The organism is Maribellus sediminis, assembly GCF_011799805.1.
Lineage (GTDB): Bacteria > Bacteroidota > Bacteroidia > Bacteroidales > Prolixibacteraceae > Draconibacterium > Draconibacterium sediminis_A.
In genome coordinates, this window is sequence record NZ_WXUB01000001.1 from 1,610,391 (window position 1) to 1,635,309 (window position 24,919).

Annotated in this window: 24 protein-coding genes and 2 tRNA genes; 6 read left to right on the top strand and 20 right to left on the bottom strand. The window is 41.5% G+C overall.

Annotated elements, in window-relative coordinates; all coding sequences use genetic code 11:
• Positions 1–27 precede the first annotated feature (27 nt).
• The 4 genes from HFD85_RS06165 (at position 28) to HFD85_RS21875 (ending at position 1,680) form a co-directional block, all read left to right on the top strand.
• A complete protein-coding gene (locus HFD85_RS06165) occupies positions 28–945 on the top strand; it encodes a metallophosphoesterase (RefSeq protein ID WP_167606238.1) in 918 nt (305 codons plus the stop codon).
• Between the two features lie 152 nt (positions 946–1,097).
• Positions 1,098–1,171, top strand: a tRNA-Asp gene (locus HFD85_RS06170).
• A gap of 37 nt (positions 1,172–1,208) precedes the next feature.
• Positions 1,209–1,282, top strand: a tRNA-Asp gene (locus HFD85_RS06175).
• 146 nt (positions 1,283–1,428) lie between these two features.
• Complete coding sequence (locus HFD85_RS21875) at positions 1,429–1,680, top strand: GIY-YIG nuclease family protein (RefSeq protein ID WP_167606240.1); 252 nt, start codon at positions 1,429–1,431, stop codon at positions 1,678–1,680.
• 473 nt (positions 1,681–2,153) lie between these two features.
• On the opposite strand, the gene HFD85_RS06185 is transcribed toward HFD85_RS21875, so the two are convergent.
• The 6 genes from HFD85_RS06185 to pheT form a co-directional block, all read right to left on the bottom strand.
• Positions 2,154–3,278 (bottom strand): SDR family oxidoreductase, encoded by a 1,125-nt coding sequence (locus HFD85_RS06185; RefSeq protein WP_167606243.1) that lies wholly within the window; start codon positions 3,276–3,278, stop codon positions 2,154–2,156.
• A gap of 241 nt (positions 3,279–3,519) precedes the next feature.
• Positions 3,520–4,536, bottom strand: coding sequence for a phosphotriesterase family protein (locus HFD85_RS06190; protein WP_167606246.1), 1,017 nt, complete (start codon positions 4,534–4,536; stop codon positions 3,520–3,522).
• An 89-nt stretch (positions 4,537–4,625) separates the two neighbouring features.
• Positions 4,626–5,534, bottom strand: coding sequence for a DMT family transporter (locus HFD85_RS06195; RefSeq protein WP_167606249.1), 909 nt, complete (start codon positions 5,532–5,534; stop codon positions 4,626–4,628).
• A gap of 3 nt (positions 5,535–5,537) precedes the next feature.
• Complete coding sequence (locus HFD85_RS06200; RefSeq protein ID WP_206081868.1) at positions 5,538–5,858, bottom strand: type II toxin-antitoxin system PemK/MazF family toxin; 321 nt, start codon at positions 5,856–5,858, stop codon at positions 5,538–5,540.
• Between the two features lie 41 nt (positions 5,859–5,899).
• Positions 5,900–6,127: a hypothetical protein gene (locus HFD85_RS06205; protein ID WP_167606252.1), complete on the bottom strand. Its 228-nt coding sequence runs from the start codon at positions 6,125–6,127 to the stop codon at positions 5,900–5,902.
• A 32-nt stretch (positions 6,128–6,159) separates the two neighbouring features.
• Positions 6,160–8,610: a phenylalanine--tRNA ligase subunit beta gene (pheT, locus tag HFD85_RS06210; RefSeq protein WP_167606255.1), complete on the bottom strand. Its 2,451-nt coding sequence runs from the start codon at positions 8,608–8,610 to the stop codon at positions 6,160–6,162.
• Positions 8,611–8,830: 220 nt separating this feature from the next.
• Between pheT and HFD85_RS06215 the strand changes: the two genes are divergently transcribed.
• The gene (locus HFD85_RS06215; protein WP_167606258.1) at positions 8,831–10,951 is read left to right on the top strand and encodes a M3 family metallopeptidase; all 2,121 of its coding nucleotides are present in this window, start codon (positions 8,831–8,833) and stop codon (positions 10,949–10,951) included.
• A 138-nt stretch (positions 10,952–11,089) separates the two neighbouring features.
• On the opposite strand, the gene HFD85_RS06220 is transcribed toward HFD85_RS06215, so the two are convergent.
• The 12 genes from HFD85_RS06220 to HFD85_RS06275 all read right to left on the bottom strand — a co-directional run bounded on the left by HFD85_RS06220 (position 11,090) and on the right by HFD85_RS06275 (position 21,845).
• Positions 11,090–11,926, bottom strand: a complete 837-nt coding sequence (locus tag HFD85_RS06220) for a mechanosensitive ion channel family protein (RefSeq protein WP_167606261.1) — start codon at positions 11,924–11,926, stop codon at positions 11,090–11,092.
• Positions 11,926–12,699, bottom strand: a complete 774-nt coding sequence (locus HFD85_RS06225) for a DUF432 domain-containing protein (protein WP_167606263.1) — start codon at positions 12,697–12,699, stop codon at positions 11,926–11,928. Before HFD85_RS06225 ends, HFD85_RS06220 begins: the two co-directional genes overlap by 1 nt.
• Before the next feature lie 121 nt (positions 12,700–12,820).
• Positions 12,821–13,321 (bottom strand): DUF4252 domain-containing protein, encoded by a 501-nt coding sequence (locus tag HFD85_RS06230; protein ID WP_167606266.1) that lies wholly within the window; start codon positions 13,319–13,321, stop codon positions 12,821–12,823.
• Between the two features lie 114 nt (positions 13,322–13,435).
• Positions 13,436–13,978, bottom strand: a complete 543-nt coding sequence (locus HFD85_RS06235; RefSeq protein WP_167606269.1) for an anti-sigma factor family protein — start codon at positions 13,976–13,978, stop codon at positions 13,436–13,438.
• Positions 13,935–14,477, bottom strand: a complete 543-nt coding sequence (locus tag HFD85_RS06240; protein WP_167606272.1) for an RNA polymerase sigma factor — start codon at positions 14,475–14,477, stop codon at positions 13,935–13,937. The genes HFD85_RS06235 and HFD85_RS06240 overlap by 44 nt, the downstream gene beginning before the upstream one ends.
• A gap of 123 nt (positions 14,478–14,600) precedes the next feature.
• Entirely contained in the window at positions 14,601–15,542 is a 942-nt protein-coding gene (locus HFD85_RS06245; protein ID WP_167606274.1) for a diacylglycerol/lipid kinase family protein, read from the bottom strand.
• A gap of 189 nt (positions 15,543–15,731) precedes the next feature.
• On the bottom strand, positions 15,732–17,276 hold the full coding sequence (locus tag HFD85_RS06250; protein ID WP_167606277.1) for a DUF1566 domain-containing protein: 1,545 nt from the start codon (positions 17,274–17,276) through the stop codon (positions 15,732–15,734).
• 4 nt (positions 17,277–17,280) lie between these two features.
• On the bottom strand, positions 17,281–17,766 hold the full coding sequence (locus HFD85_RS06255) for a T9SS type A sorting domain-containing protein (RefSeq protein ID WP_167606280.1): 486 nt from the start codon (positions 17,764–17,766) through the stop codon (positions 17,281–17,283).
• Positions 17,767–18,620: 854 nt separating this feature from the next.
• A complete protein-coding gene (locus HFD85_RS06260; protein ID WP_167606282.1) occupies positions 18,621–19,457 on the bottom strand; it encodes an aminotransferase class IV in 837 nt (278 codons plus the stop codon).
• 3 nt (positions 19,458–19,460) lie between these two features.
• The gene (locus HFD85_RS06265; RefSeq protein ID WP_167606285.1) at positions 19,461–20,072 is read right to left on the bottom strand and encodes a rhomboid family intramembrane serine protease; all 612 of its coding nucleotides are present in this window, start codon (positions 20,070–20,072) and stop codon (positions 19,461–19,463) included.
• Positions 20,072–21,073, bottom strand: a complete 1,002-nt coding sequence (gene holA, locus HFD85_RS06270) for a DNA polymerase III subunit delta (protein WP_167606288.1) — start codon at positions 21,071–21,073, stop codon at positions 20,072–20,074. The genes HFD85_RS06265 and holA overlap by 1 nt, the downstream gene beginning before the upstream one ends.
• A 1-nt stretch (position 21,074) precedes the next feature.
• Complete coding sequence (locus HFD85_RS06275) at positions 21,075–21,845, bottom strand: AMP nucleosidase (protein ID WP_167606291.1); 771 nt, start codon at positions 21,843–21,845, stop codon at positions 21,075–21,077.
• Positions 21,846–21,962: 117 nt separating this feature from the next.
• Here HFD85_RS06275 and HFD85_RS06280 point away from each other — a divergent pair, with 117 nt between their 5' ends.
• Complete coding sequence (locus HFD85_RS06280) at positions 21,963–22,403, top strand: type I restriction enzyme HsdR N-terminal domain-containing protein (RefSeq protein WP_167606294.1); 441 nt, start codon at positions 21,963–21,965, stop codon at positions 22,401–22,403.
• On the opposite strand, the gene HFD85_RS06285 is transcribed toward HFD85_RS06280, so the two are convergent.
• Complete coding sequence (locus tag HFD85_RS06285) at positions 22,400–22,927, bottom strand: GNAT family N-acetyltransferase (RefSeq protein WP_167606297.1); 528 nt, start codon at positions 22,925–22,927, stop codon at positions 22,400–22,402. The genes HFD85_RS06280 and HFD85_RS06285 overlap by 4 nt on opposite strands.
• Positions 22,924–24,882, bottom strand: a complete 1,959-nt coding sequence (locus HFD85_RS06290) for a glycosyltransferase (protein ID WP_167606300.1) — start codon at positions 24,880–24,882, stop codon at positions 22,924–22,926. Before HFD85_RS06290 ends, HFD85_RS06285 begins: the two co-directional genes overlap by 4 nt.
• Positions 24,883–24,919 lie beyond the last annotated feature (37 nt).

A 24,919-nucleotide genomic window follows, 5' to 3' on the forward strand; every position in this document is an offset into this window, starting at 1 on the left:
TATAAATTCGATTTTTTAAAAATCCATATGTACGATATAATCGGTGATGTTCATGGTGAGGCTTCCATGTTAAAGAAGCTCTTAAAAAAAATGGGGTACGAGAAAACCAATGGCAGTTTTTCGCACCCTGATCGTAAGGCAGTTTTTGTAGGTGATTTTATCAATAGGGGGCCTGAGATCCGCAAAACGCTTCGCATGATCCGATCGATGGTTGAAGCCGGAAATGCTTATGCTGTGCTGGGCAACCACGAAATTAATGCGATCATTTATCACACCAAAGACAAACAAGGATCATTACTCATCAGAAAGCCCAATAAGTATTTCTTATCGTTATTTAAGACCATTAACGAATTTAAACTGGAACCACTGGAGTGGAAAGATACTTTGAACTGGCTGAGAACACTTCCACTTTTTCTCGATTTTGGTGACATTCGAATAGTACATGCCTGTTGGTCGGAAAAGGCAATTGAAGTTGCCCGGTCGATCTACACAGAAGGCAGGATTAAAAAAAAGGTTTTCCGAACGATTCACAAAAACTCCGATTCTGAAATCAGCCAGAACGTTTGGTTGCTGACAAAAGGAGTTTATTTGAAGATGCCTTCCGATCTACACGTCAGAAATAACAAGGGAGTGATGCCACGTTCATTTCGTATTAAGTGGTGGGAAGATCCGAAAGGAAAGACATTTAAGGACTTATCGTTTGAAAGCAAATATACACTGCCCGATTATACCGTTCCTGTGGAAATTTTGCCCGGAGTACATCCTTATCCCGAAGATGCTCCACTTTTGTTTTTTGGACACTATTGCCGATGGAACGGACCTGTGATAATAAAACCCAATATCTGCTGTGTAGATTCCTGTGTAACAGGCACCTCCAATTTAACGGCCTACCGGTGGAGCGGAGAAAAGGTTCTGAACCCTGATAATGTGGTCACTTTGAAGTAAATAATTTACTGTAATGTTCTTGTTATCAGTGGTATATGTAAATTTTCAAAAAAATTATTTTTTGTATTGCAGGTAAAAAAAGAAAGTATATATTTGCAACACCTTTCGCAAAGGGGATTTAAGCCGCGAGCGGGGGTAAGTTCTAAAAATACGGTGGCGTAGTTCAGTTGGTTAGAATGCCGGCCTGTCACGCCGGAGGTCGCGAGTTCGAGTCTCGTCGTCACCGCAATTTTTTGAGAATATTATTTGACACTATATTTTATGGTGGCGTAGTTCAGTTGGTTAGAATGCCGGCCTGTCACGCCGGAGGTCGCGAGTTCGAGTCTCGTCGTCACCGCTTAAAAAAGCAGCTCTTTGGGCTGCTTTTTTTGTATTCAATTGTGAATTCCAAACTGAATTGGAGAATGTAGTAAGTTTCTTGATATAGACAGTTTTTTCTCATAGAACACTTGTTGAGATTAAGATACTTTGTAACTTTTAATTATGAAGTATTTTGTTTATATCCTACAAAGCGAAAAGGATTCCAGCTTTTATATCGGTTATACTTCAGATTTAGATCAAAGACTCCAAAAGCATAATTCCGGTAGTACCAGGTATTCTTCACGAAAGCGACCATGGAAGCTGGTCTATGTGGAAGATTTTTTAGATAAGTCAGAAGCAATTAGACGTGAACGCTTTCTAAAAAAACAGAGGAATAGAAGTTTCTATCAACGATTAATTGATGCAAAGAATTGAGGTAGCGAGTTTCCCGAATTCTCGGGATCGTCACCGCTTAAAAAAGCAGCTCTTTGGGCTGCTTTTTTTGTATTCAATTGTGTATTCCAAACTGAATTGGAGAAGACTCACGTTAAAAATCCAGTGGATTATATTATTAGTACAACAGCAATACAATTTTAAATTATATGCCTGCCGGCGGCCATACTATTAGCCTTGAACCAAATAGTATGCACAAAGTTCAAGGCTGCTTTTGTTCATTTCCCTGCGTTTTCATAAAACCCAAGTTCGGTCGCCTGCCTGCCGGTAGGCAGGGGTGATCTCCTTCCCGAATACTCAGGAGAGTTTCCCGCTCTCACTAAAGTTTTATTTCAACTCCGGGCAACGACCAAAAAAGACCAGTCCAATTTTGCACAGACAACAAATCTGAAAGTTACTTTGGAGCTTTGGCGTCGGTTATTGAGCCAGAAATCTCATGTGTTCCAATCCATTTTTTAATGGTGGCTTTCCCGCAACTGACGATGCCGCTGATAATAGATCACTTTATCCAGATAATCCGGAGTAATTACGGGAAAAGTGGAATCGTAATCCGGGATGATTGATCGTGTATTCGTTACATCAAACTCACAATATTCATTCAAATAGGGCAAGTACTGTTTTAACGACCGCAACATCATTTCTTCAGTGTAACTAAATTTTTCGGGGAATTTATACACGAACGACAGGTTGATAAAATCCTGTATGCCGAATGCTTGTGCCATAAGTTTAACGATCTCGTAATTCGACTGAGGATGCGGATGACACAAATGATAAGTTTTGCACGGGGCAGTAGATTCTGTGCCTACTTTTATTAAGGCATCTACGATGGGATTAACCGGTGCGAGGTTCGGGCGGGCGGTAGGATCAATAGGCATCCTGAATTCCTTGCTGGGATTCACATTTTTATCGTTTTTGAAATGTTTCTGGATTCGTGTAACCACATAAACCAAAGCATTAAAATGTGTAAGCGTTGGCGAGCGGCCGGTTACCGAGTCATTGATGATAATTGAAGGACGGGTTATGCAAAGAGGCAGTTGAAGTTGTTCACACAATTTGGTTACTTCAACTTCGGCGCTTAGTTTACTTTTCTCATAATTATTACGGTGTTCCTGGCCTTCATCCAATTCGCCTTCCAAAATTTTACCTTTTCTTTTTCCTGCAACATATGCTGTGCTTACGTGCACCACTTTCGATAAATGGTTATGAAAAGCTTTGATGATATTTAAGGGGCCCGAAACATTAATGTTGTGTTGCATTTCAGGACTGGGAGGATTAAAACGTGTATCTCCTGCAACATGAAACAGTAAAGTTTCAGAATCGAAATGATGACTGTGGATAAGGTTTTGCATTTCCAGCCTCGGGTTGCAAATATCTACATCGTGACAAAACAGATTTTTAAACAAAGCTCTGTTTTCAGGAACGCCGGTGATATCGTCAATCGCATGAAAAATCCTTGTTTCGAATGATGTACTGTTTTTTGAGCGTCCCAGCACGTGGACAATCCAACCTTGTTTAAGTAATTTGAGCGCCAATCGGGAGCCGATAAATCCGGTTGCTCCGGTAACAATTGCGGTTTTCATCTGTTTTACTTCATTTTTGATTAATTAATAATAAATCAGCGTATTAGCAGGAAGTATAGTCTGGGATATCGTTTTCAAAGTACGGTTTCAACCTAAAATATACAGACAGGAGATAAAGGCAGTTTTTGGTAAAATTTGTTTACAGTCTCTAGTTTATACGAAAAAGAAAGATTTAGTTACATTTCGTAAAAGCAGAATATTTTGGGCGTTTCGTGGAGTGTAATGCTCTGTTCCGGGAAGTTTATTCCTCTTCGTTAATTAAGCGTTTTTTTATTCTGAAGGCTTCCACAGGATTTTTAAAGAAGACCTGGAAAATATCGTACTGGGCAACGCCGGCATTCTCCAGTGCTGGTATCAGATAATTTTCAATATCGGTAAATCCCCTGAAGTCCCCACCGTCCGGTTCTCCCGGTTTATACCAGCCTGCATCGTGCGAGAACAGCAAGGTATGCAGAACAGCATGTTTTTTCATAAAAAGGAAGAACTCAACGTAGCGCTCAGCATCTTCGGGTTTGAATTTATCCCACGAAATAAAAGCTCCCATTTTTGCGGCTTTCAAAAGTTGGTTAATGTCCCTTTCGTCACTGGCGTGTGTCCAGATAAATGCAGATGGATCTATTCCATATTGCTGAAGTATTTCCAGTTGCTCGAAGGCCGGTTCCGCAGGTCCGGTGTGCGACATAATGGTCAGTCCGGTTTCAAGATGCGTTATGCAGGCAGCTTCAACGATTTTTCGGTTAATGTCCTGAAGTGGCGCACGTTCAACCGAAATTTTTATAAAACCCGGATAAACACTGGTCCCTTCAATTCCGTTTTTGGCTTCATCGATCCAGCGGGCGGCTATTTCCTGAGCTGTTTCAGTGAATGCATGTTGCGGCAAAAACTTTCCGTTGTAGGCTGAATAGTATCCGGTATTGGTTATAATCTGAACTCCCGATTTCTCGGAAAGTGTTTTTAATAACTCAACATCCCGCCCAAGATATGCCGGAGTGCAATCCACCAGGGTTTTATAATTCAGTTTTTTTATTTCGATAAGATAGGGTAGTACTTTTTCAATTACTTCATCTTTATTCCAGCGATGATAACCGGTACTGTCGGCTCCGATAAAATCTACAAGGAGGTGTTCATGCACCAGTGTCTTTCCCATTTTTTTAAGCGGGATTCCTCCCGTAACTGTTGTAATTTCAGGAAGATCGGAAGAACAGGAAATTAGTACGAGAAAGGAAAATGTAAAGATGAAAAGTCTTCTTAAAATCATAGGATTTAGTTTTCTGTGAAGATAAACAATTAAACAGGTTCAGAGTTTAAGCCTGACCGAAGTAAAAAAGAATGAATTTTTACAGGATTCTATTTACTTGATTTTTTGGGTTGTTTGACTACCAAAATTGCACCGGTTAAAAGAATCAGTGCTCCAAATATTGTAACTGGAGTAAAACGTTCGTGCTGCACCCACGACACATCCATTTTTGTGAGGATTCCCATAGTAACGAAGGTGATCATCGGATTCATTATAAGAATAATGCTGACTTTATTGGCTTCAATATATTGTAATGCTTTTGCCAAAAAAGTGTAGGCTACCAGGGTATTCATCCCCAGAAAAAAGAGGAGTACCCACCAGGTCCAGTGCAGATGAAGCAGCGGAGTCAGGTTTAGAAACGGAATGTAAAGAATGGCAGGCAACCCGAATAACACGAGATTCAAACTGTTTACAGGGTGTTTTACTACCAGTTTCTTTTGAAGAATGGCATAAGTAGCCCAGGCTGCGGCGCTTGAAAACGTGAAGAGGATGCCTGTATTGTAACTTCCTTTTGCTTCAAAAAATGCAGCTAACTGATCGCGGTAAAAGAAAACGAATCCAACAATGGCAATAGCAAAGCCGATGATCTGTTTTTTATGAAGCGGTTCTTTAAACAATACAAATCCTGCTGTCGCCAGTAGCAGCGGGCCACTCTGAATTATCAGGTTGGCATTGCTGGGTGTGGTGTAGTGCACTCCCAACATGTAACCCATATAATTCCACGAAAGAGCCAGGGCCGCCAAAATCAACAGAAGCGGCGGTCTGGTAATTATTTTAAATGAAGAAGGATTTTTTATTGCCAGCCATCCGGAAAGTCCAACGAAAGCAATTAAAAACCTGAACCAAACTACGGTTACCGGATCAACTTCGCGAACAGCTACTTTTAAGGCAATCCCCAGAAACCCCCACAAAAAGGCTGTAATGCCTACGTAAATGATACCTTTTGTGTGGTTCTGCATCTTTTAATCTAACTGAAAAATTTGGATGAGGTTTCGGTTCAAACGACTGATATAGTGATCTTCAATCCTTCCTAATTCGCCAATAACAAGATCACTGTCAATTGTGGCTAATTTGCTAACTCGAATTAAGGAAGACTTTTTAATTCCATTTTCTGCTGAAGGTGTAATTTCGATGTCAAATTCTTCTTCCCATTGAAATTGTGTTGTGATGAAACATACAGTAACATCTTTTACCGAACTGCACAGTACCAGTGCCGGTCTAAGTTTCCTCCCTGATAAATCTGTGAATGGAAAAGGAATTAGTACAATGTCACCTTTTTGCATGTCCAGCTAGTTTTGGAAGAAAGAATTATTGAAAAGATTAGTTATTTGTATCTTTCTTTCAGATCATTAACGGTATACAAATCTTCCTCATTCTGCAAATAATCGAAAACTTTTGATTCGGAAGTTAATTGTTGTATCCCTTCTGTTAAAAGGGCATCGTCAATTTTTTGCAACAGAAAATCCACAAAATCTTCTACTTCCGGAAGTTTCTCATCCGGAAGCCTGTTCAGTTTCCTAATCGTATTCTTTATGGTTAAATCTCTGTTCATTCTGTTTAAACAAAGATAGTTTCCTTTTTTGTTTAGCGCAACTCTGCAGCCAAATCGCGACCAAAAGCAGCAATAAGACGTTGCATAGTTTTATCGATTTGTTTGTCGTTCAGCGTTTTGTTGTCGTCGCGAAGAATAAAACTTACCGCGTACGATTTTTTACCTTCCGGTACACCTTTGCCCTCGTAAACATCAAACAAATCAACTTCGCGCAGGAGCTGACGTTCTGATTTAAATGCCAGTTGTTTTATTTGGTTGAATGTAATGCTCTTTTCGATTAACAAGGCAAGGTCTCTGCGAACAGCCGGAAACTTCGGTAACTCGTCAAACAGCACCTTGTGTTTTTTATGAGCATGGAAAACATTGTCCCAATTGAAATCGGCATAGTAAACCGGAGAATCGATATCGAATTTTTTCAGGAAGCTGCCTGCGACGATACCCAATTCCAAAACCACCTTGTTGTTGTAAGTATAGCTTAAACCGTCGGAGAACAATTCGCTTTCCGAAGCAGCAACCTGTGTGTTCTGATTCAAGAGTCCAAGACGTTTCAAAATCTTTTCGGCATAGCTTTTCAATCCAAAAAATGATGCGCTTTCTTCTTTGGTTGTCCAGTTTTCCTGTTCCTTATTGCCGGTAACGAATAATCCAAGATGATTTTCTTCCCAGTAATTATTGGCAGGCTGGTCTTTCAACTGCGTGCCTTTATAGAAATAGCAATTCCCAAACTCATAGAATTTAAGATTTTTACTTTGACGGTTAGCGTTGTAGGCAATCGATTCCAAACCTCCAAACAGCAGTGTCTGGCGCATACCGTTCAAATCGGCACTTAGCGGATTCAAAATAATCACGGTTTGTTCGGCTTTGAAATCCTTTAAGTTCTCGTAATACGATGCTTTGGTTAACGAGTTCGACCAGATTTCATTAAAACCCTGGGCTGTCAGCATTTCGGCAACCAGATTTTTTACGCCGTCAGGGCTTGGTTTTTCTGCAGTTTGCAGCGATGCGTTTACCTGGGTTGGTATTTCAACATTGTTGTAACCGTAAATTCGGAGGATTTCCTCTATAACATCGGCCTCGCGTTTTACATCAACACGGTAAGGAGGAACGCTGAGCGAAAGTCCTGTTTCAGTTTCAGCATCGATTTTTATTTCGAGTGAAGTAAGAATGTTTTTGATCAACTCAGCACCCAGATCTTTTCCGATCAGCCGGGCGATGTTGGCGTAACTTACTTCAACCTTGAAATCTTCGATCGGTTCGGGATAAATATCCACGATTTCAGAAGAGATGTTTCCACCTGCAATTTCCTTGATCAGCATGGCAGCACGTTTCAGCGCATAAATTGTGTTGTTTGGATCAACTCCACGTTCGAAACGGAACGACGCATCGGTATTCAGTCCGTGGCGACGAGCCGTTTTTCGTATATAAACCGGATCGAAGCAGGCACTTTCAAGGAAAATATTTTTTGTCGATTCTTTTACGCCCGATTTGATGCCACCAAAAACACCACCAATACACATGGCTTCTTCGGTGTTGCAGATCATCAGGTCGTCCTGGTGCAATTCACGTTCAACTTCATCCAAAGTGGTGAATTTTGTGCCGGCGTTCAGTGTTTTAACAACTACCTTGTTTCCTGCGATTTCGTCAGCATCAAAAGCGTGCAGCGGCTGACCGGTTTCGAAAAGCACATAATTGGTAATGTCTACCACATTGTTGATGGGCGAGTGGCCAATCATTTTCAGGCGGTTTTGCAACCACTCCGGCGATTCTTTTATTTCAACTCCTGAAATGGTCACACCGGCATAACGCGGGCACGCTTCGGGCGTTCCTACTTCTACAGGAATTTCAAGGTCTTGATTGTCAACCATAAAGGCGTCAATCGAAGGTTTTGAATAGCTTGTCTTTTCCGCTTTACTTAAAAAGGCAGCCAAATCGCGGGCAACACCGATTACGGAAGCTCCGTCGATCCGGTTTGGAGTCAGATCGATCTCGATCACCCAGTCCGATTCAATACGAAAGTAATCTTTGGCAGGGGTACCCACTTTTGCATTTTCATCCAACACCATGATGCCATCATGATCGGTACCAATCCCAATTTCATCTTCGGCACAGATCATTCCCATGGACACTTCGCCCCTGATCTTCGATTTTTTGATCGTAAATTCCTGGTCTCCGTCGTAAAGTGTTGTTCCCACAGTAGCAACAACTACTTTTTGCCCGGCCGCCACATTTGGCGCACCGCAAACAATGGGTAAAGCTTCATCGGTTCCAACATTCACGGTGGTTATGCTCAGGTGATCGGAGTTTGGATGTTCCTTGCAGGTCATAACCTCGCCAATAACCAGTCCTTCCAGGCCACCTTTTATTGTTTCTACTTCTTCCAGACCACCAACTTCGAGGCCGGTTTGCGTTAGAATATCACAAATTTCTTCCGGAGACTTGTTCAATTGGATATATTCTTTTAACCAGGAATAAGCTATCTTCATTTTAATCGAATTTTCTGTCTTTTTTTGAATGCGACAAAAGTAAGGATTTTTATCTGACCAACCGAACCGTAAAAGGCTTCCTTTAGAATTATGACCAAAACTTTAGCAAACAGGTGCTTTAGCGGATTTTTTCAACTTCAAACCTTGCAGTCTGTCATATAAAACAAAGGCAGAAATGTTTATCTTGCGCGGCAAAATTGTAAATCATAATCTTTTAGAAATGAAAAAACTGCTGTTTTTAATTATTGTTGCTGCACTGGCGTTTACCTCGTGCCAGTCGCAAAAAAATGAAAGTAAAATTGATATGAATAATCCGTTTTTTAAGGAGTGGAATACGCCTTTTGGTGTGCCACCTTTCGATGAAATAAAGAATGAAGATTTCCGCCCTGCTTTTGCAGAGGGAATGCGTTTGCACAAGGAAGAAATTGATGCAATTGTAAATAACCCGGAAGAGCCAACTTTTGAAAACACAATGGTTGCCCTGGATAAATCCGGATCGTTTTTAAATCGTGTAAATAATGTGTTTAGCAACTTAAGTGGTGCACATACCAACGATAGTATTCAGACCATTGAAAAAGATATCGAACCGCTATTATCGGCACACTACGACGATATTAACCTGAATGAAGGTTTATTCAAAAAAGTGAAAGCGGTTTACGAGCAGCGTGAAAACCTTGATCTGACTACTGAGGAAGCACGTTTTCTGGAGAAAAAATACAAGTCGTTTGTACGAGGTGGTGCGGAACTTCCAGCAGATAAAAAAGCTCGTATGCGCGAGATCAACGGTGAATTGGCAACGCTGTCGGTACAATTTGGCGAAAACGTTTTGAAAGATAACAATGCTTTCAAACTGGTTATTGAAGATGAAGCTGATTTAGAAGGTTTGCCGGCATCTTCTGTTTCGGCTGCTGCTGCCACTGCAAAAGAAGAAGGACAAGAAGGCAAATGGATTTTTACCATTAGCCGCCCGAGTTTGTATCCTTTCCTTACTTATTCGCCAAACCGGGCCTTGCGTGAGAAGTTGTACAAAGGTTACATCCTGAAAGGCGATAATGGCAATGAATACGACAACAATAAAATTGTAGCCCGAATTGTTGAATTGCGCAGCGAGCGTGCAAAACTGTTTGGTTACAACAACCATGCAGAATATATTCTGGTAGAGAATATGGCTCAGAATCCTGAAAATGTGTACGATATTTTAACTCAGGTTTGGGAAAAGGCTTTGCCGGTAGCTAAACAAGAGGTGGTTGATATGCAGGCTATTGCCGACAAAGAAGGCGCCAATATTAAAATTGAAGGCTGGGATTGGTGGTATTATGCCGAGAAAGTTCGCCAGGATAAATATGCATTGAGCGAAGAAGATGTAAAACCCTATTTCCAGGTTGACAACGTACAGAAAGGAATTTTTACCCTGGCTAACAAGCTTTGGGGAATCACATTCACAGAAAGAACCGATTTGCCAAAATACCACAAAGACGGAAAAGTGTTTGAAGTGAAAGAAGCCGATGGTAAACCAATTGGTATTTTTTACACCGATTATTTTGCACGCCCAAGCAAACGTGGTGGTGCATGGATGAGCTCTTTCCGCAAACAGGAAATGAAGGACGGCGAAAATGTACTTCCGGTAATCACCAACGTGTGTAACTTCCCGGCTCCGACAGAAGACATGCCTTCGTTGCTGAGTTTGGATCAGGTAACAACCATGTTCCATGAGTTTGGTCATGGCTTGCACGGCCTGCTTTCTGATTGCGAAACCAGAACCTTGTCGGGAACTTCGGTTTCACGCGACTTTGTTGAGCTTCCATCGCAAATTATGGAAAACTGGGCTTTTGAACCTGAAATGCTTGCATTGTATGCAAAGCATTATAAAACAGGTGAAGTAATTCCTGATGAACTGGTTAAGAAAATCAACAATGCAGCGCATTTTAACCAGGGTTTTACTACTATTGAATTCCTGGCAGCTGGTTTGCTGGACATGGATTTCCACACCTTAAATGAAGTGGATCCGAATATGGATGTTGCGGCTTTTGAAAAAGCGTCGATGGATAAATACGGATTGATTCCGCAAATTGCGCCACGTTACCGCAGTACCTACTTCTCACATATCTTCTCGGGAGGTTATTCATCAGGTTACTACGCTTATTTGTGGGCCGAAGTATTGGATAAGGACGCATTTCAGGCGTTTAAAGAAAACGGTTTGTTTGACCAGGCAACTGCTGCTTCGTTCCGCGAGAATGTGTTGTCGAAAGGTGGATCAGACGATCCGATGAACCTGTACCTGCAGTTCCGTGGAAAAGAACCGGGAATTGAGCCACTGTTGAAAGGCAGAGGATTGATGTAATTGATAAGAGTATTCAGTGGTGAGTACTGAGTATTGAGTATATGAAAAAAGCGTCGTATCAGATTTGGTACGACGCTTTTTTGGTATAGAAAACTTTGTGGATCTTTGTGAATTCTTCTTGGTATTTTGTGTAATAAATTACGCCTTTTCTTCTTTCTGAATAATTGGAAATGGTTTGGTAACCTCGCCGGTGTATACCGTTACGTGTGGGAATGGAATCTCGATTCCTTCTGCATCGAAGGTGGATTTAATATCCAGGAAGATGGAATTTTTTACTGCCAGGTAATTGGTTTTTTCGAACCAAACTCCCAATAAAATATCGATACTACTTGAACCAAACTCTTTAAATACGATCAAAGGTTCGGGTTCGTCGAGGCAAAGTGGATTTTGTTTCGTCACTCTCTCAAGCAATTCTTTTACTTTTTTCAGATCTTCTTTGTAGGCAACGCTCACATTAAAATCGAGACGGCGGATCGGAAACTTCGTAACATTCGTCAACTCGGTGCTAATAATGGTTTGATTTGGAATGCGCAACAATAAATTATCGAAGGTTTTAATTTTGATGGAGAGCAGGTCGATGCTGTATACAACGCCCGATTTATCGCCAACTCTAATTACATCGCCAATCTCAAACGATTTTTCAGAAACCAGGAAAAAGCCGCTTACAATGTTCCCGATACTTGTTTGAGAAGCTACACCCACTACTAAGCCGATTACCCCGGCAGTTCCAAAAAGTGGCGCAACCGGAATTTTCAGTTCGGCAATGATAACCGCTGCCAGAGCCAAATACCCGGTATAGTTTATGGCCCTGCTTATGATCATTTGCCGTTGCTTCGACAATGTTTTAGGTAGTAGCCTCTTTACTAAGTAAGATACGCCGTGAATCAGGATTAGTCCGACTACAATAATGATCACCGCTATTATCAAACGTTCCAGGTTTTCGGCATTAAAATATTTCGACCAGTCAAATTCCATTATTCAGTACGATTATAAATGTTTCTAATAAAATGAAAATTCGCTTTTAACAGGCTTTTGGTATCATCGTTTCGGGCTTTGGCCAGTACATTGGGATTATCGCCATGATATTGTTTCGAAGTTCCGTAACTGACCGAACTAATGTTGTCCTGTCCTCTGTATTCCAGTTTAACAACACTGGTTACAAGTTTAAGATCGTTTCTGAACAGCGACATGTTATCCGCTTTTATGATCAGGCGTTGTACTTCAAGTTGCTGGTCCCAGTTATTGAAAATGGTAACCGGACAAACAGCTTCCAGTTCGTTGAAATCTTTACTGTCGAAATTCAGATGATATTCGTTGCCCAGTGAAAAAGCAGCCACGCCATTGTCCGGCTCACCAAACCAGGTGTCGGAAAGCCTGCGCGAAGGAATTTCCTTTAAGAGGTTATCTTCCTGAATTTTTGAAAAGTAAAGCTGTAAAACCAGAGGAATACGCACAAAAAAGGTCATGCGCTGATGCGGAGCAATCACCATTTTATTGCCTTTGAATACCAGTGGTTTATATTGAAGGGCAGGAGCTATGATCAGGCTGTTCGACTTTCCGGAATGGTAGTATTCTCCCTCACGGATGTCATCCTTATTCACTTCTTCAGGATTGGAAACATCGTCGAACACCTTAATAAACCAACCCTCTTTCTCCCGTCTTACACCCAAAACAAAGGTATTACAGGGAATCAGTTCCGCTTCACCGGGTTGAATTGACCACTTTCGAAACAATGAATTTTTTTCCATTTACATAATTTAAAAACTAAATGTACAAAAATTTGCAGATGAAGTAAATGCAGACAAAAAAAATCCGGGACTCAGCCCGGATTCGTTAAGTTGAATTGATATATCCTGATCGGTGACCGGCTTATTCCAGGTCACCTACTTCAATGTCGAGAGCTTTGGTGATTTTTCCGATCTGTTGCGGATCAATCATCCCCCGAATGCTGATCAGGGCGTTATCGTCGCCACCAACCACCAGCAGTAAGTCGGATAGTTTTCCGTTGCCTGCATCTTTTGCCAGGAAACGAACCACTTCATCGTCCTCAGTTACTTCCATCAGTACTTCAAAATCGTTGTTTTTGAAAAAGCCGTCAGCTTCCAGCTCCTTGTAAAAATCAATCGATTTGTTCAGTTCATCGTTGTCTACGGTAAGCACGCGAATGCCGTTCAAACTCGAAAGCATCTCCTGTGTTGCTTTATCTCCGGTTTCAATTCCGGCGGCAAAACCAAGCAGTTTGCCCGAAATATTCACGGTTGTAAATCCCTTTTGGTTGGCGTATTTTTCAAACAGTTTGTCAACCGGGTCTTTCTGTGCGAACACTGCCATGGGCAGCAAAATCGCTAAAATGATTATTAGTTTCTTCATGACGTTTTATTTTTTAATTTTTGTTACACTTGTTTTGTCTCCGAATTGCAGGTTGCCTGTTTCTTGTTGCATGCTCACCAAAACTTTGGCCTGCTTTTCAGTTGGTATTTTATTTTAATTGGTTTGTTGTTGGTCTTCAAGTCGTTCGATTCCTTCGTAGAATTCGGTAACCGGAGCAGTTCCTTTTTGGATGGGGTCTTTGGCTACCCTCAGCTTGTCGAAATTGCTTAATTCTGCAAGTCCTTTGTTGTATCTGCCGGAAACGAATTCCAGGGTTTCTTTGGCATAGGCATAAGCCTGTTCCGGATCTTCAAAGGTGTCGTTATACGATCTTTGCTGTTCCTGGTAAAAGAGGAAGCCCCCAAGTACAATGATAACCGAAGCCGCGATGCCCGTTACAATCTTCCACATCGAACGGTAATGCGTTTTTTCGCGGTGTTCGTTTTCAAGAATGTAATCCATCACATCTTCCTCAATGGTCGGATCATCGGCGATACCGGCCAGTTCGGAAATTCCTCCAAAAAACTCTGCATATTGTGCTACCTCTTCAGCTATTTCTCCCGATTGGAAGTAGGCTTCCAGTTGTCGCTCCTCTGCCTCGGAACTTTCTCCGTTAAAATAGCGTTGCAGTAATTGTTTTACTTCTTCGGTCTTCATTTTCTCTCAATTTTAAAAATTCATCACGCACTTTTTTTCGTGCTCTCGACAGGTTTACCCTGATCGCATTGATCTGTAAATTAGTTACCTCGGCAATTTCGTCGTACGAAAGTTGTTCGATATCGCGCAGCTGCATAATTGTTCGTTGCAGATCGGGCAATTTCAAAATCAGGTTTCGTATCTGACCTGCCGTTTCACTTAATTCAACTTTTGAATGAACGTCCACCGTCTGAGCTTTTAGCTTCCGGTCGGTTTCTTCGTCAATGGCAACCACTTTGTTGGCTCGCAGTACATCGAGGCAGCGGTTGCGTGTCATGCGCATGGTAAACGCCTCTATGTTTTCTATTTCGCCCAGTGTATCGCGCTTTTGCCAGAGTTTCAGGAATACATCCTGAACTACGTCGCGCGCCTGCTCCTCGTCTTTCAGAAAGTGAGTGGCAAAACGCAGCAGCTTTCGGCTAAGCGGTAGTACACTTGTTTTAAAGTCTCGGGCAACCATGCTTTGTTTTTTGCTTCATTTCAAAGGTAAGACGCAGGCCTGTGAAAAGCATTACATGGCGGATGAAAATTTTTTGTTTTTAGTTTGAAATGGCTGTTTGTACGGGCAATCTGAATGAAATATTTACTCCATCTCGCCAACAATTATCGGAAGTTGCTGAGGAAGAATCTCAATTTGAAACTGACTTTTGCCAAGTGATTCTCCATCCACTTCGCCGGCCAGTGGCTTTTGCGACCAGATGGTAACTTTTTTAGCCTGGTAACACGACACACGCCGATCTTTTACATAGTTTCCATTGTACAGCCCGATCAGGTTGCGAAGAATGCCTGCCAATCCAATTTTTTTAATGATGGTAACTTCGAACAGTCCGTTGTTAGGGATAGCTCCGGGTGCCTGCATCATTCCGGCGCCATTGTATTTCCCTATTCCGAGGCTGGCAGAGAAAATATAATCTTCAAGCTCATTGTTATCGATCGATATTCGCGCCTTCTCTGTTTGGTATTCAAGGTAAGCCCTGAAGACACTCACCAGGTAAATCCACAGGCCGGTGTGCCCTTTGTCTTTTAGATGATTGGCTTTTTGTGCAGCAAGTGCGTCAAAACCAAAGCCTGCCATATTCAAAAAATAACGGGTGGATTCTGCTCCATTTTGCGTGTATGTAATTTTCCCGATATCCTGACGAAAAACTTTTCGTTCAACGATTTTTTTGACTGCTCCGTTATAGTTATTTGGAATTCCAAATGTTCGTATCCAGTCGTTCCCGGTACCAACCGGAATGACGCCTGTTACTACCTCGTTTTTATGGCTTGCATTGCTCCGGAAGATCCCGTTCAATACTTCGTTGAGTGTGCCGTCGCCTCCGGCAATAATAATTTGTGTGTCACCTTGTTCAACCGCATCTTGTGCCAGTTGAATGGCATGTTTGGGATATTCGGAAATAAGTAACTCGTATGTGAATCCCTCTTTTTTCAGGCTTTTTTCGATTTCTTCTTGATCTCTGCGGCCTTTACTGCCGCCGGCATGGGGATTTAGAATGACGATCCATTTTTCGCTGGTCTTACTCATACAACTTAATGAAGTTGAGAAAGATAGTGTTTTTGTGTGATCTATTGAACCTGGCACTGAAAATTTTCCGGACTAGATTCAGCTTGCATTCACGTTTAGCTGGAAACGATCGATTTCGGTAAAAAAAAAGCAGCCCGGTTTCCCGGACTGCTTCAGCACATGGTGATTATTAAAAAAGATTATCAGAATTTAAAAAGCTCTTATTGCACGCACACCATGTGTATTCGATTTGCTTTGAGATGTTTCAGATCCTGAAGTGAAATCAAGCGCTTTTGCTGCGCTAAAAGTTACTTCGGTAGAACTCCAGTAGCTATCAGCAGCAAAGGCGCTTCCGCTATTTGCTGTCGCTGTTGTATTAATCTGGTCTTTACTTGCATACATCAGCGAAAGTTCATGTGCCGATGGCAAGTACCAGTTGCCGTAAGTCGATGAGCCTTCTGTAATCTGTAGTTCGTTGCTTACGCGTGCAGCATAGGTAGCACCGTCATCGCCGATTGCAGCAGTAGCAGCGATGATAATAAATGTATTTCCGGCACCGGCAAAAGCTCCGTCGCCCATTGCACGTGTATTCCCATTGGTGCCTCCATCCCAGCGTACGGCTGCACTTTGGTCTTCTTTAGCACAAACCAAACCGTGTTGGCCGCTATCGTCAACCCAAAACACAATGCCGCCAAAAGCAAAATCGCCTATGACGTAAGAAGTACTTGCTACCTGGTCGTCAACATATTTTTTTGTTGCTGGTTCGTAGTCGTTATCAGGAGTGAATGCCGATGAATTATTCAAAGACAAAACATCAGCCTTTTTAGCGTAAGATGAAAGGTCCTGATCTCCGGTGTTTATTCCCGAAAGGTTGCCTAGCTTGCTTATGTGGGCGGCTGTAATATTTGCGGCCTCGCTGGCAGTGAATACCGGGTCGCTTTCAGTCGGTGATGATCCGGAAATTCCGCTTAAAGTAGTACGCACTGCGGCAACACTGTCTTGCAGGGCAGCAATTGTAGCCAGCTGACTCAGATCCTGATCGCCGGTATTTACTCCCGACAGATTACTCAGGTTGGTGATGTCGGTTGTTGTAATATTTACCGCTTCACTTGCAGCAAACACCGGATCGGTTTCGTCTCCTGAAGTTACTGAAAGTGAATTCAGCGTAGCGCGAATTGCAGCAGCAGTATCAATAACTGCTGATTTGGTAGCTAAATTACTAAGGTCCTGATCACCTGTGTTAACACCTGAAAGATTACCCAGATTGGTGATGTCGGATGCAGTAATTTTTGCAGCTTCGCTTTCAGCATACAAAGGATCAGCTTCGCTTATGCCACCGGTTACAGTTTCAGCAGTTTTAGCATAAAGAGCATAAGGAACACTTAACAGCTGGCTTGTGCCCGTAATCGTGTAGTTGGTTCCACCGGTTGGATCGGTTTGAGTTTTAATAATATAGGTTCCTTTCGACCAATCGATATCAGAGAATACACCATTCATAACGTTTGCATCTTCTGAACCAATTTGGATACTCACCAAACCATTTGAATTAGTTGTTGCTGTTTGAGTTTCAACATAAATAGAGGCACCGTAAATCGATCCTTCAAGGATGCTGATTTGCATGCCTACTTCCTGATTGGCAACTAATTGGCCAGCGTCATTACGTATAATGGCCTGGTAACTTAATTTCTCCGGACTCTGTGCCCAACTTGTAATTATTAGCAATAGGGCTGAGATTATTAGTACTGTTTTTTTCATGAGTTTAATTTTTAATGATTTTGAAATTCTTGAGGGTTTGCTGATTATTTGAAATTTGCACAAAGTAGGTTGCAGCAACCAGGTGCTGCATGGAAATCTTTACTTCATGTTGATCCACCTGCTTTTCTTCCAGCAACTGTCCTTTCATGTCGAACACCCTGTAATACAGATTGGTGTAATCGACATTGTCGGTTTTTAAAGTCAAATAATCGGTAGTAGGATTTGGGTAGGCTACAATTCCCAATTGAATCTCCGGGTATTCAACACCGGTAACAACCTGAATTTCGAATGGTTGTTGAACTCCCTGCGCCACCGAATACGTAGTATCCGATTGAAACGCATACAGGATTTGACCAACCGAGTAGCTTAGGGTACCTCCGGTTCCGGTAGCGGTGCCTCCTGCCACATTGGTTGATTCCTGCGCATATAAGCTGGTAAAGCTCATACAAAGCAGAAATAATGCGAATAGGCAAAATCTTTTCTTCTTCATAAAATTCCTCCTTTTTTTGATTTAATGTTTAGTACTTCATTTAATGGTTCTATTTTCAAAATACTGTCGGAAGAGAAACCGACATAAAAAAGCAATCTTTCTATATTATATAATTATAAATATGTTGTTCTAGCTTGTTGCAACATACCTATCCCTTATCACTAAATCACAATTCAACTTTTGCAAATTGAATGTGTTGAGCGACCCGTTTTATAGTACCCGTGTTTCAATGTCAGGAAGTATTTGTACATACTTCTTTCAGCCCGTGATGGGGATGAATTTTGAATTTATTGCCTGTGCAATTGTTCGAAGGTGTGTGCGTAATATCTTGAATATTAATTGCATTGGTATTAACAGGAAGACCTGTAATATCACATTCAGTTTCGCTGTTTGCAAAACAAACAATCAGGAAATGCAACACCCTGCCTAAAAAAATAAAATATTACATGATTAAATAAAATAATTGGTTTTAAAGTTCATTATTATCATCTTAAAAAGCGTAATCAAATGTAAATAATGAAACTGACAATCTCAAATATTATGTATAGATGGAAAGTGTTTATCTAATCAAAACAGGTGAAATTAGTTCTGCTTTTCTGTAAGTTATTTCGCTCTAAAAATTTGAATAACAGTTTTATAGACAATAAAAAATGCAATGTTAAATTGTTTATAAATGTGTTGATAACAAAAATGTATTATTTTATAATTCAGATCGTTGAGGTGTTGATAAATGGTATTTAACATTGTTAAATACGAGGTATTCAGGACTAAATGATTCGACAAAATAGAGTCTGCTTGATAAAGAACTTATACAAATTAAGTGACTTGATCCTATAGGTTTGAACATAAGGATGTTAGCGGGATTGATTGACTTTTAACTCCAAAAACTCGTTTATATTGTCGAAGATTGCGCGGGAAAAGGAGCGTACAAAACGTTTATTCTCAATTCCAAGGATCCATTCAAAACCTCTGGCTTCGCTAACCAGGAAGGCCTCATCCATGTCAAATAAAAGTTCGGTTTTTATCTCGGTCGGCTCCAGAATTTTTAATTGCATTTCAGCGGCCTGCTCTAAAACTATTTTTCTCATCACATCGTTGTAACAACCCGATTCAAGTGAGGGAGTAATCAAAACACCGTTCTTGATAAAATAGACGTTAGCGGCTATGGATTCGATAACAAATCCTTGCTCATCACAAATAATGGAATTTTGAAACGGCGTTTCCGCTAAGGTAGTTTTTGCAGCATTCCAAAAAAGCTGGTTTTGACTGCTTAAGTTGTTAAATGATTGTTTGCTTCCCTTTCTCGCTGAGGAAATATTTACGAGCAAGCCTTGTTCGTTGAGCGGGAAATTAAATCCGGTGTAGTTTTCCGCAGTAACCAGAAAATTGACCTCTTGGGCTGAAATTGAAAACTGAAATAGTAAGTGGCCTGAACGGTAATATTTGTTCTTATTAAGCAGGCGTTTGCACAAGCGAAACAGCTCGCGAAAATTGGTAAATAAAGGAGGTAAATCTGCCCCGAGAGAATTTAGTTGTTCTTTTAAATTTGCAACATTCTCTTTTAAAAGAGGGATACCTCCAAATCCAAACCATACCTTTTGAGAAACTAGAATCGGGTCATTCCAGAGAAAGCCACTCAAATTGGCTTCTTCCTTTGCAATGATATTTCCGTTAACGATCAGGAATTGCATGGTTTACAGAAACGAAAACAACTGGTCGATAAAACGATCGAACAACGATGGTTTTAAAAGTATGGGAAAAATAAACCCAAAAACAGCTCCCAGGAAATGCGCGTCGTGTGCCACATTATCCTTTTGCTTTTTACTCATTTGGTAGGAATAAAAAAGGTAGCCGGCTGCAAACAAAATTCCCGGAATGGGCAGCACTGCAAAAAGATAAAGTGGTTCCCATGGATTGAAAAAGATGGTGGCAAACAAAACGGCCGACACAGCACCCGAAGCACCAACTGCATTGTAGTAATAATTATTTCTGTTTTTTATCAGGCTCCAGAGGTTCGAAGCCAATATACCGCCAAAATACAACAACACAAAATAAGCAGTGGCACTTCGCCCGAAATAATACCCAAAGTATTGTTCAATGTTGCGGCCGAAGAAATAAAGTACCAGCATGTTAACACCCAGATGTGCCCAGCCCGCATGAATAAAGGCATGCGAAACCAGCCGGTAATACTCCTTCCGGTGAATAATTTGTGCAGCATTGAACTGTAATTTCGATGCCAGCTCGTGATTCTGAAATCCCAGGTACGAAATCAGTACGGTAATGCCTATAATAAACCAGGTTATCATCAATGTAAAATTTTATAAATCATTTCTTTTTGCAGGTCGGCTGTGTCTACCATGGTTGAGGAGTTGAAGCCCTTGCTTTTCATATCGTACTCGCGCAAAATGCCCATTATTTCATACAATTTGGTGGGGGAGTAGCGTTTGGCTGCTGCCACATATTCTTTGGCAAAAAACGGGTGAACCCTTAATTCGGCAGCAACACTGCGTTCCGATTTATCTTTTAAGAAATGATAGGTAAACAATTTTGAAAAATAGAAATACAAACCGGCAACCGTTTTCTGCATTGGATTAAGCGTGGCATTCGACCCAAAATAATTGATGATCTTGTTAGCTTTCAATACATTTTTTTCGCCCAGTGCGTTTTGTAACTCAAGCAGGTTAAAATCCTTGCTCACGCCAATATTAAGCTCAATATGCTCCGGGGTAATCCGGTTAGTATCTTTTACCGCAATCACCAGTTTATTCAGTTCGTTGGCTATTTTCCCTAACTCACTGCCCAGATAGGCTGTGAGTAACTGCGCTGCCTGTGGTGTGATGCTGTAGTTGTGTTCTTTCAGATAGGTGTCAATCCAACCCGGCACCTGGTTTTCGTACAACTTTTTCGAGGTAAAAACCACGCCGTTCTTTTTGATGGCTTTAACCAGTTTACTTCGTGCATCAAGTGTTTTGTACTTATAAGCCAGCACCAGAATAGTCGATTCCAGTGGTTTTTCGGCATACGAAGCCAGCAATTCAATTTTGCTCAGACTTTGTGCTTCCTTTACAACAATCACCTGTTTGCTGGCCATCATCGGGAAACGCATCGAGCTTTCAGCAATATTTATCGGATCGGAATCCTTACCGTAAAACACGGTTTGATTGAAGCCCTTTTCGGCATCTGTCAGCACATGGTCCTCAATGAAATCCGATAATACATCGATGTAATAGGGCTCTTCGCCTTGCAATAAATAAATGGGGTGATAAATACCCTTTTTGAGGTTTTGAAGAATAGTGAGATACTCCATATTAAAATCTCAGGTGTTTTACGGAAAGTCCGTTGTTTTTTATTTCCATCAAAGCGTCAATTCCAGCCTGAATGTGTTTTTCTACAAACTCTGAAGTTACCTTTTGGTCGCTGGCCGAGGTTTTCACGCCCGATGAGATCATGGGTTGATCGGAAACCAGTAAAAGTGCTCCGGTTGGTATTGAATTGGTAAAACCTACCGTAAATAAAGTAGCGGTTTCCATATCGATGGCAATAGCACGGGTTTTCTTCAGGTATTTTTTAAAATTGTTATCGAACTCCCAAACCCGGCGGTTAATGGTGGTTACAACCCCCGTCCAGTAATCTTGCCCCGAGTTACGCAGAATGTGCGAAACAGCTCGCTGCAAGCTAAATGCAGGCAGCGCCGGTATTTCCGGTGGAAGGTAATCATCAGAAGTTCCTTCGCGTCGGATGGCGGCTATTGGTAAGATAAGATCGCCCAGTTGATTTTTCTTTTTTAAACCGCCGCATTTGCCCAGAAAAAGTACACTTTTCGGATGAATGGCACTAAGCAAATCCATTATTGTAGCTGCATTCGGACTTCCCATGCCAAAGTTGATGATGGTAATTCCTTCAGCGGTTGCACTAGGCATATTTCTATCGCTTCCTTCTACCGGAACTTCAAATTTACGGGCAAACTTTTCCACATAGTCCTGGAAATTGGTAAGTAGAATATAAGAGCCTATATCCTCCAGTTTTTTCCCGGTATAGCGCGGTAACCAGTTTTCAACAATCTCTTTTTTTGTCTTCATAAAAGTGAATTATCTTACCTTTGAACAATTGGAAATAACATAAGTTGATAGACAGTCACAAATGTACATTTTTCAGCGTCGTCAGCCAAAATGAGTTAATAACTTACTGTTTAATAAATGGAGAAACTGAATTTGCCGGAATATGATTTTCGAATAAAAACCGAGAACGGGAAACAACTGATTTTTGACAGCATTCGAAAAAAGTTTGTGGCATTGACGCCGGAAGAATGGGTGCGTCAGAATTTTGTTCAGTTTCTGAAACAGGAAAAGCATTTCCCGGAGAGTTTGATGGCAGTTGAAAAGCAAATAATGGTGAACAGTAATCCACGCCGTTTCGATTTGCTTGTTTATTCGCGAAAGGGGCAGCCGCATTTAATTGCTGAGTTTAAAGCACCCGGTGTTAAGATCACGCAGGAAACCTTCGATCAGGTGGTGCGTTACAACATGGCTTTGCGTGTTGAGCGCGTAGTGGTGTCGAACGGGATGCAGCATTTTGCCTGCGAAATCGATTATTCCACTAATTCGTATTCGTTTTTAAGGGAGATTCCGGAGTTTTAGCACAACATTTTCTGGTACAATTCTTCGTCCTTCCAGCCGTATAGCGTTTTAAGCCAGTTCTTTTTAACGCCAATCAGTTCATACCCTGTTTTTTTAAAAAGATGAATGCTTTCTGTATTGTCAGAAGCAATGTCGGCATACAGTTGTTTTAACCCGAGAATTTCTAAAGCATAACCTGAAAGTGCTTCAAGTGCGTCGGTGGCATAACCGTGTCTGCGGTCCTGTGTTTTATGAATCAGAATTCCAACCCCGGCGCGGAGGTGATAGGGTTCGAAATCAAAAAGATCGATAGCTCCCACAGCTTCGTTTTGTTCATTCTGAATGATCAGGCGCAGTTGTTTGGTAGCATAAATATCTTTGGCCGATTCAGCAATGTATTCGGCTAAAATGTGTTTCGAAAATGGCGTTTTGGTGTTGCTCACATCCCAAATCTCCATGCTGTTTTCCCATTGGTACAGCAGGTCGATATCCTCAGGCTCGAGGGGGCGGAGACTGATTTTGCCGTGTGTCAGGTATTTATTCATTTTCTATCCAGCTTTTTCCATGCTTTTAGCAGGATCTCTGCATCAGTCAATATAAGATAATCTTTGGCATAAAGCATATTCAAGCGTTTAATTTTTTCATTATCAAGCGTTATTTCCGGAAAAAGATCGGCAGGATGCAGGATTCCCGGTTTAAGTCCAGGCAGGCTTTCAAATGTGCCTTCAATCCCGGAATAGCCGATTATGGATTTTCTACCGAACAGTACTTTCCAAACGTTGGCGAAAAAAACGGTTTTCTGCTTGAAGAACCAGCCCAATACCGGACTAAGTAACAGAAGAAGTATTGCGATCTCAACATCGAAAAGTCGTTTCTTTCTTCGGTTCGAAGATTTTGAAATGGCGTTTACATTCACCACATAAAGATCGCCGGCAGTGTGAATGGAATTGCTGCCAATAATGCTGATACTTTCGGGAGGTGCAATTTTATACTCTACATCCAGTTGCGTGAGGTCGAGCATGGCACGGATGATTTCGGCAGAACTGATGTTTTCGGCACAAAAAATAAGTTCGTTAATCCGGTTAATGTTGATGATTTCGGTGAGTTGATCGATGTGGCCAATGTATTGTTCTCCGCTATCTTCCTCATCAATCGCAATAAAACCGGCCAGCTGCGAATTTAAACGGGTTTCCTCCAGGATCTGTTTTACACGGTTCGCTTCGTGCGAATGACCAACAATGGCAATACGTTTTACCCGGGTAAGGTCGAGCCTGAATCCGGGGATTTTTAACCAGTGTCCAAAAAATCTTAAAAGCATTAGTGAAATTCCTGACCACGCTGTTCCAAGTAGAATAAGAGCGCGCGAAAAACGATAATGCTCATCGACCAGTGAATAGGCCAGCAGCAGCGAAATTACGCCCCATAAAATTCCCCGTAATAATTTATAAATACTGAGTGGTTTGCGGTACCCTCCCGACGACAAAATCCCTGTAAGGAAGAATAGAATGTACACCGGAACGATCAAATACATGAATTCGTCGGGGTAATATTCCCGGCTGTGAAAACGCATGTTTTCCCAGATCGGCGTGATCAAAAAGAAGCCCAGGAAAATAAGCAGTGCATCGAGCGCGGGGATCAGGATTTTTGCAAATATTCGCTTACAGATGGATAAAAAAGCCCTGAAATAGATGGCCAAATGAATCAGGAGCGAGAAAATACCTGCTTTGCGCGCGCTAAAGTGTTTGCGTGCAAAGATGGCCATAGCATTGTAAAATACTTTTACATAGTTCAGCGATCCTTTTTTGGTGCTTTCACCCTTGTAATGAATGATGGTTGTCCGGGGCGAATAGTAATTTTTAAAGCCTGCTTTCTGAATACGATACGAGAGATCAATGTCTTCACCATACATGAAAAAGCTTTCATCGAGCAGGCCGACTTTTTCCAGTGTCGTTTTTCTGATCAGCATAAAGGCGCCTGCCAGCACGTCAACCTCGTGTGTTTCGTTTTCATCGAGATAGGAGAGGTGGTATTTCCCGAAAACTTTCGATTTTGGGAAAAGTGCAGACAAGCCGAACATTTTGTAAAATGCTACCCATGGAGTTGGCAGTCCGCGTTTCGACTCAGGTAAAAAACGTCCCCGACCATCAATCATCTTTACTCCAAGTCCACCGGCATCAGGATGCAAATCCATAAACGTGATCACCTTTTCGAAAGTGTCCTCCTCAACCACGGTGTCGGGATTGAGCAGCAACACATATTTCCCATTGGCAAGTTTAATGGCCTGGTTGTTGGCTTTCGAGAAACCCACGTTTTGGTGATTCTCGATCAGTGTAACATCGGGAAATTTATCGCGGAGTAATTGCGTGGAACCGTCAACCGAATTATTGTCGACAACAAATATTTCTGTTTGCACATTTTTAGCGGCTTTTTGCACCGAATGCAGACATTGCTCCAGAAAATGTTTGACGTTGTAATTGACGATAATTACCGATAGATCCATAGGTCAGCAAAAGCTAAGAGTTCAAATGTAGGCAATA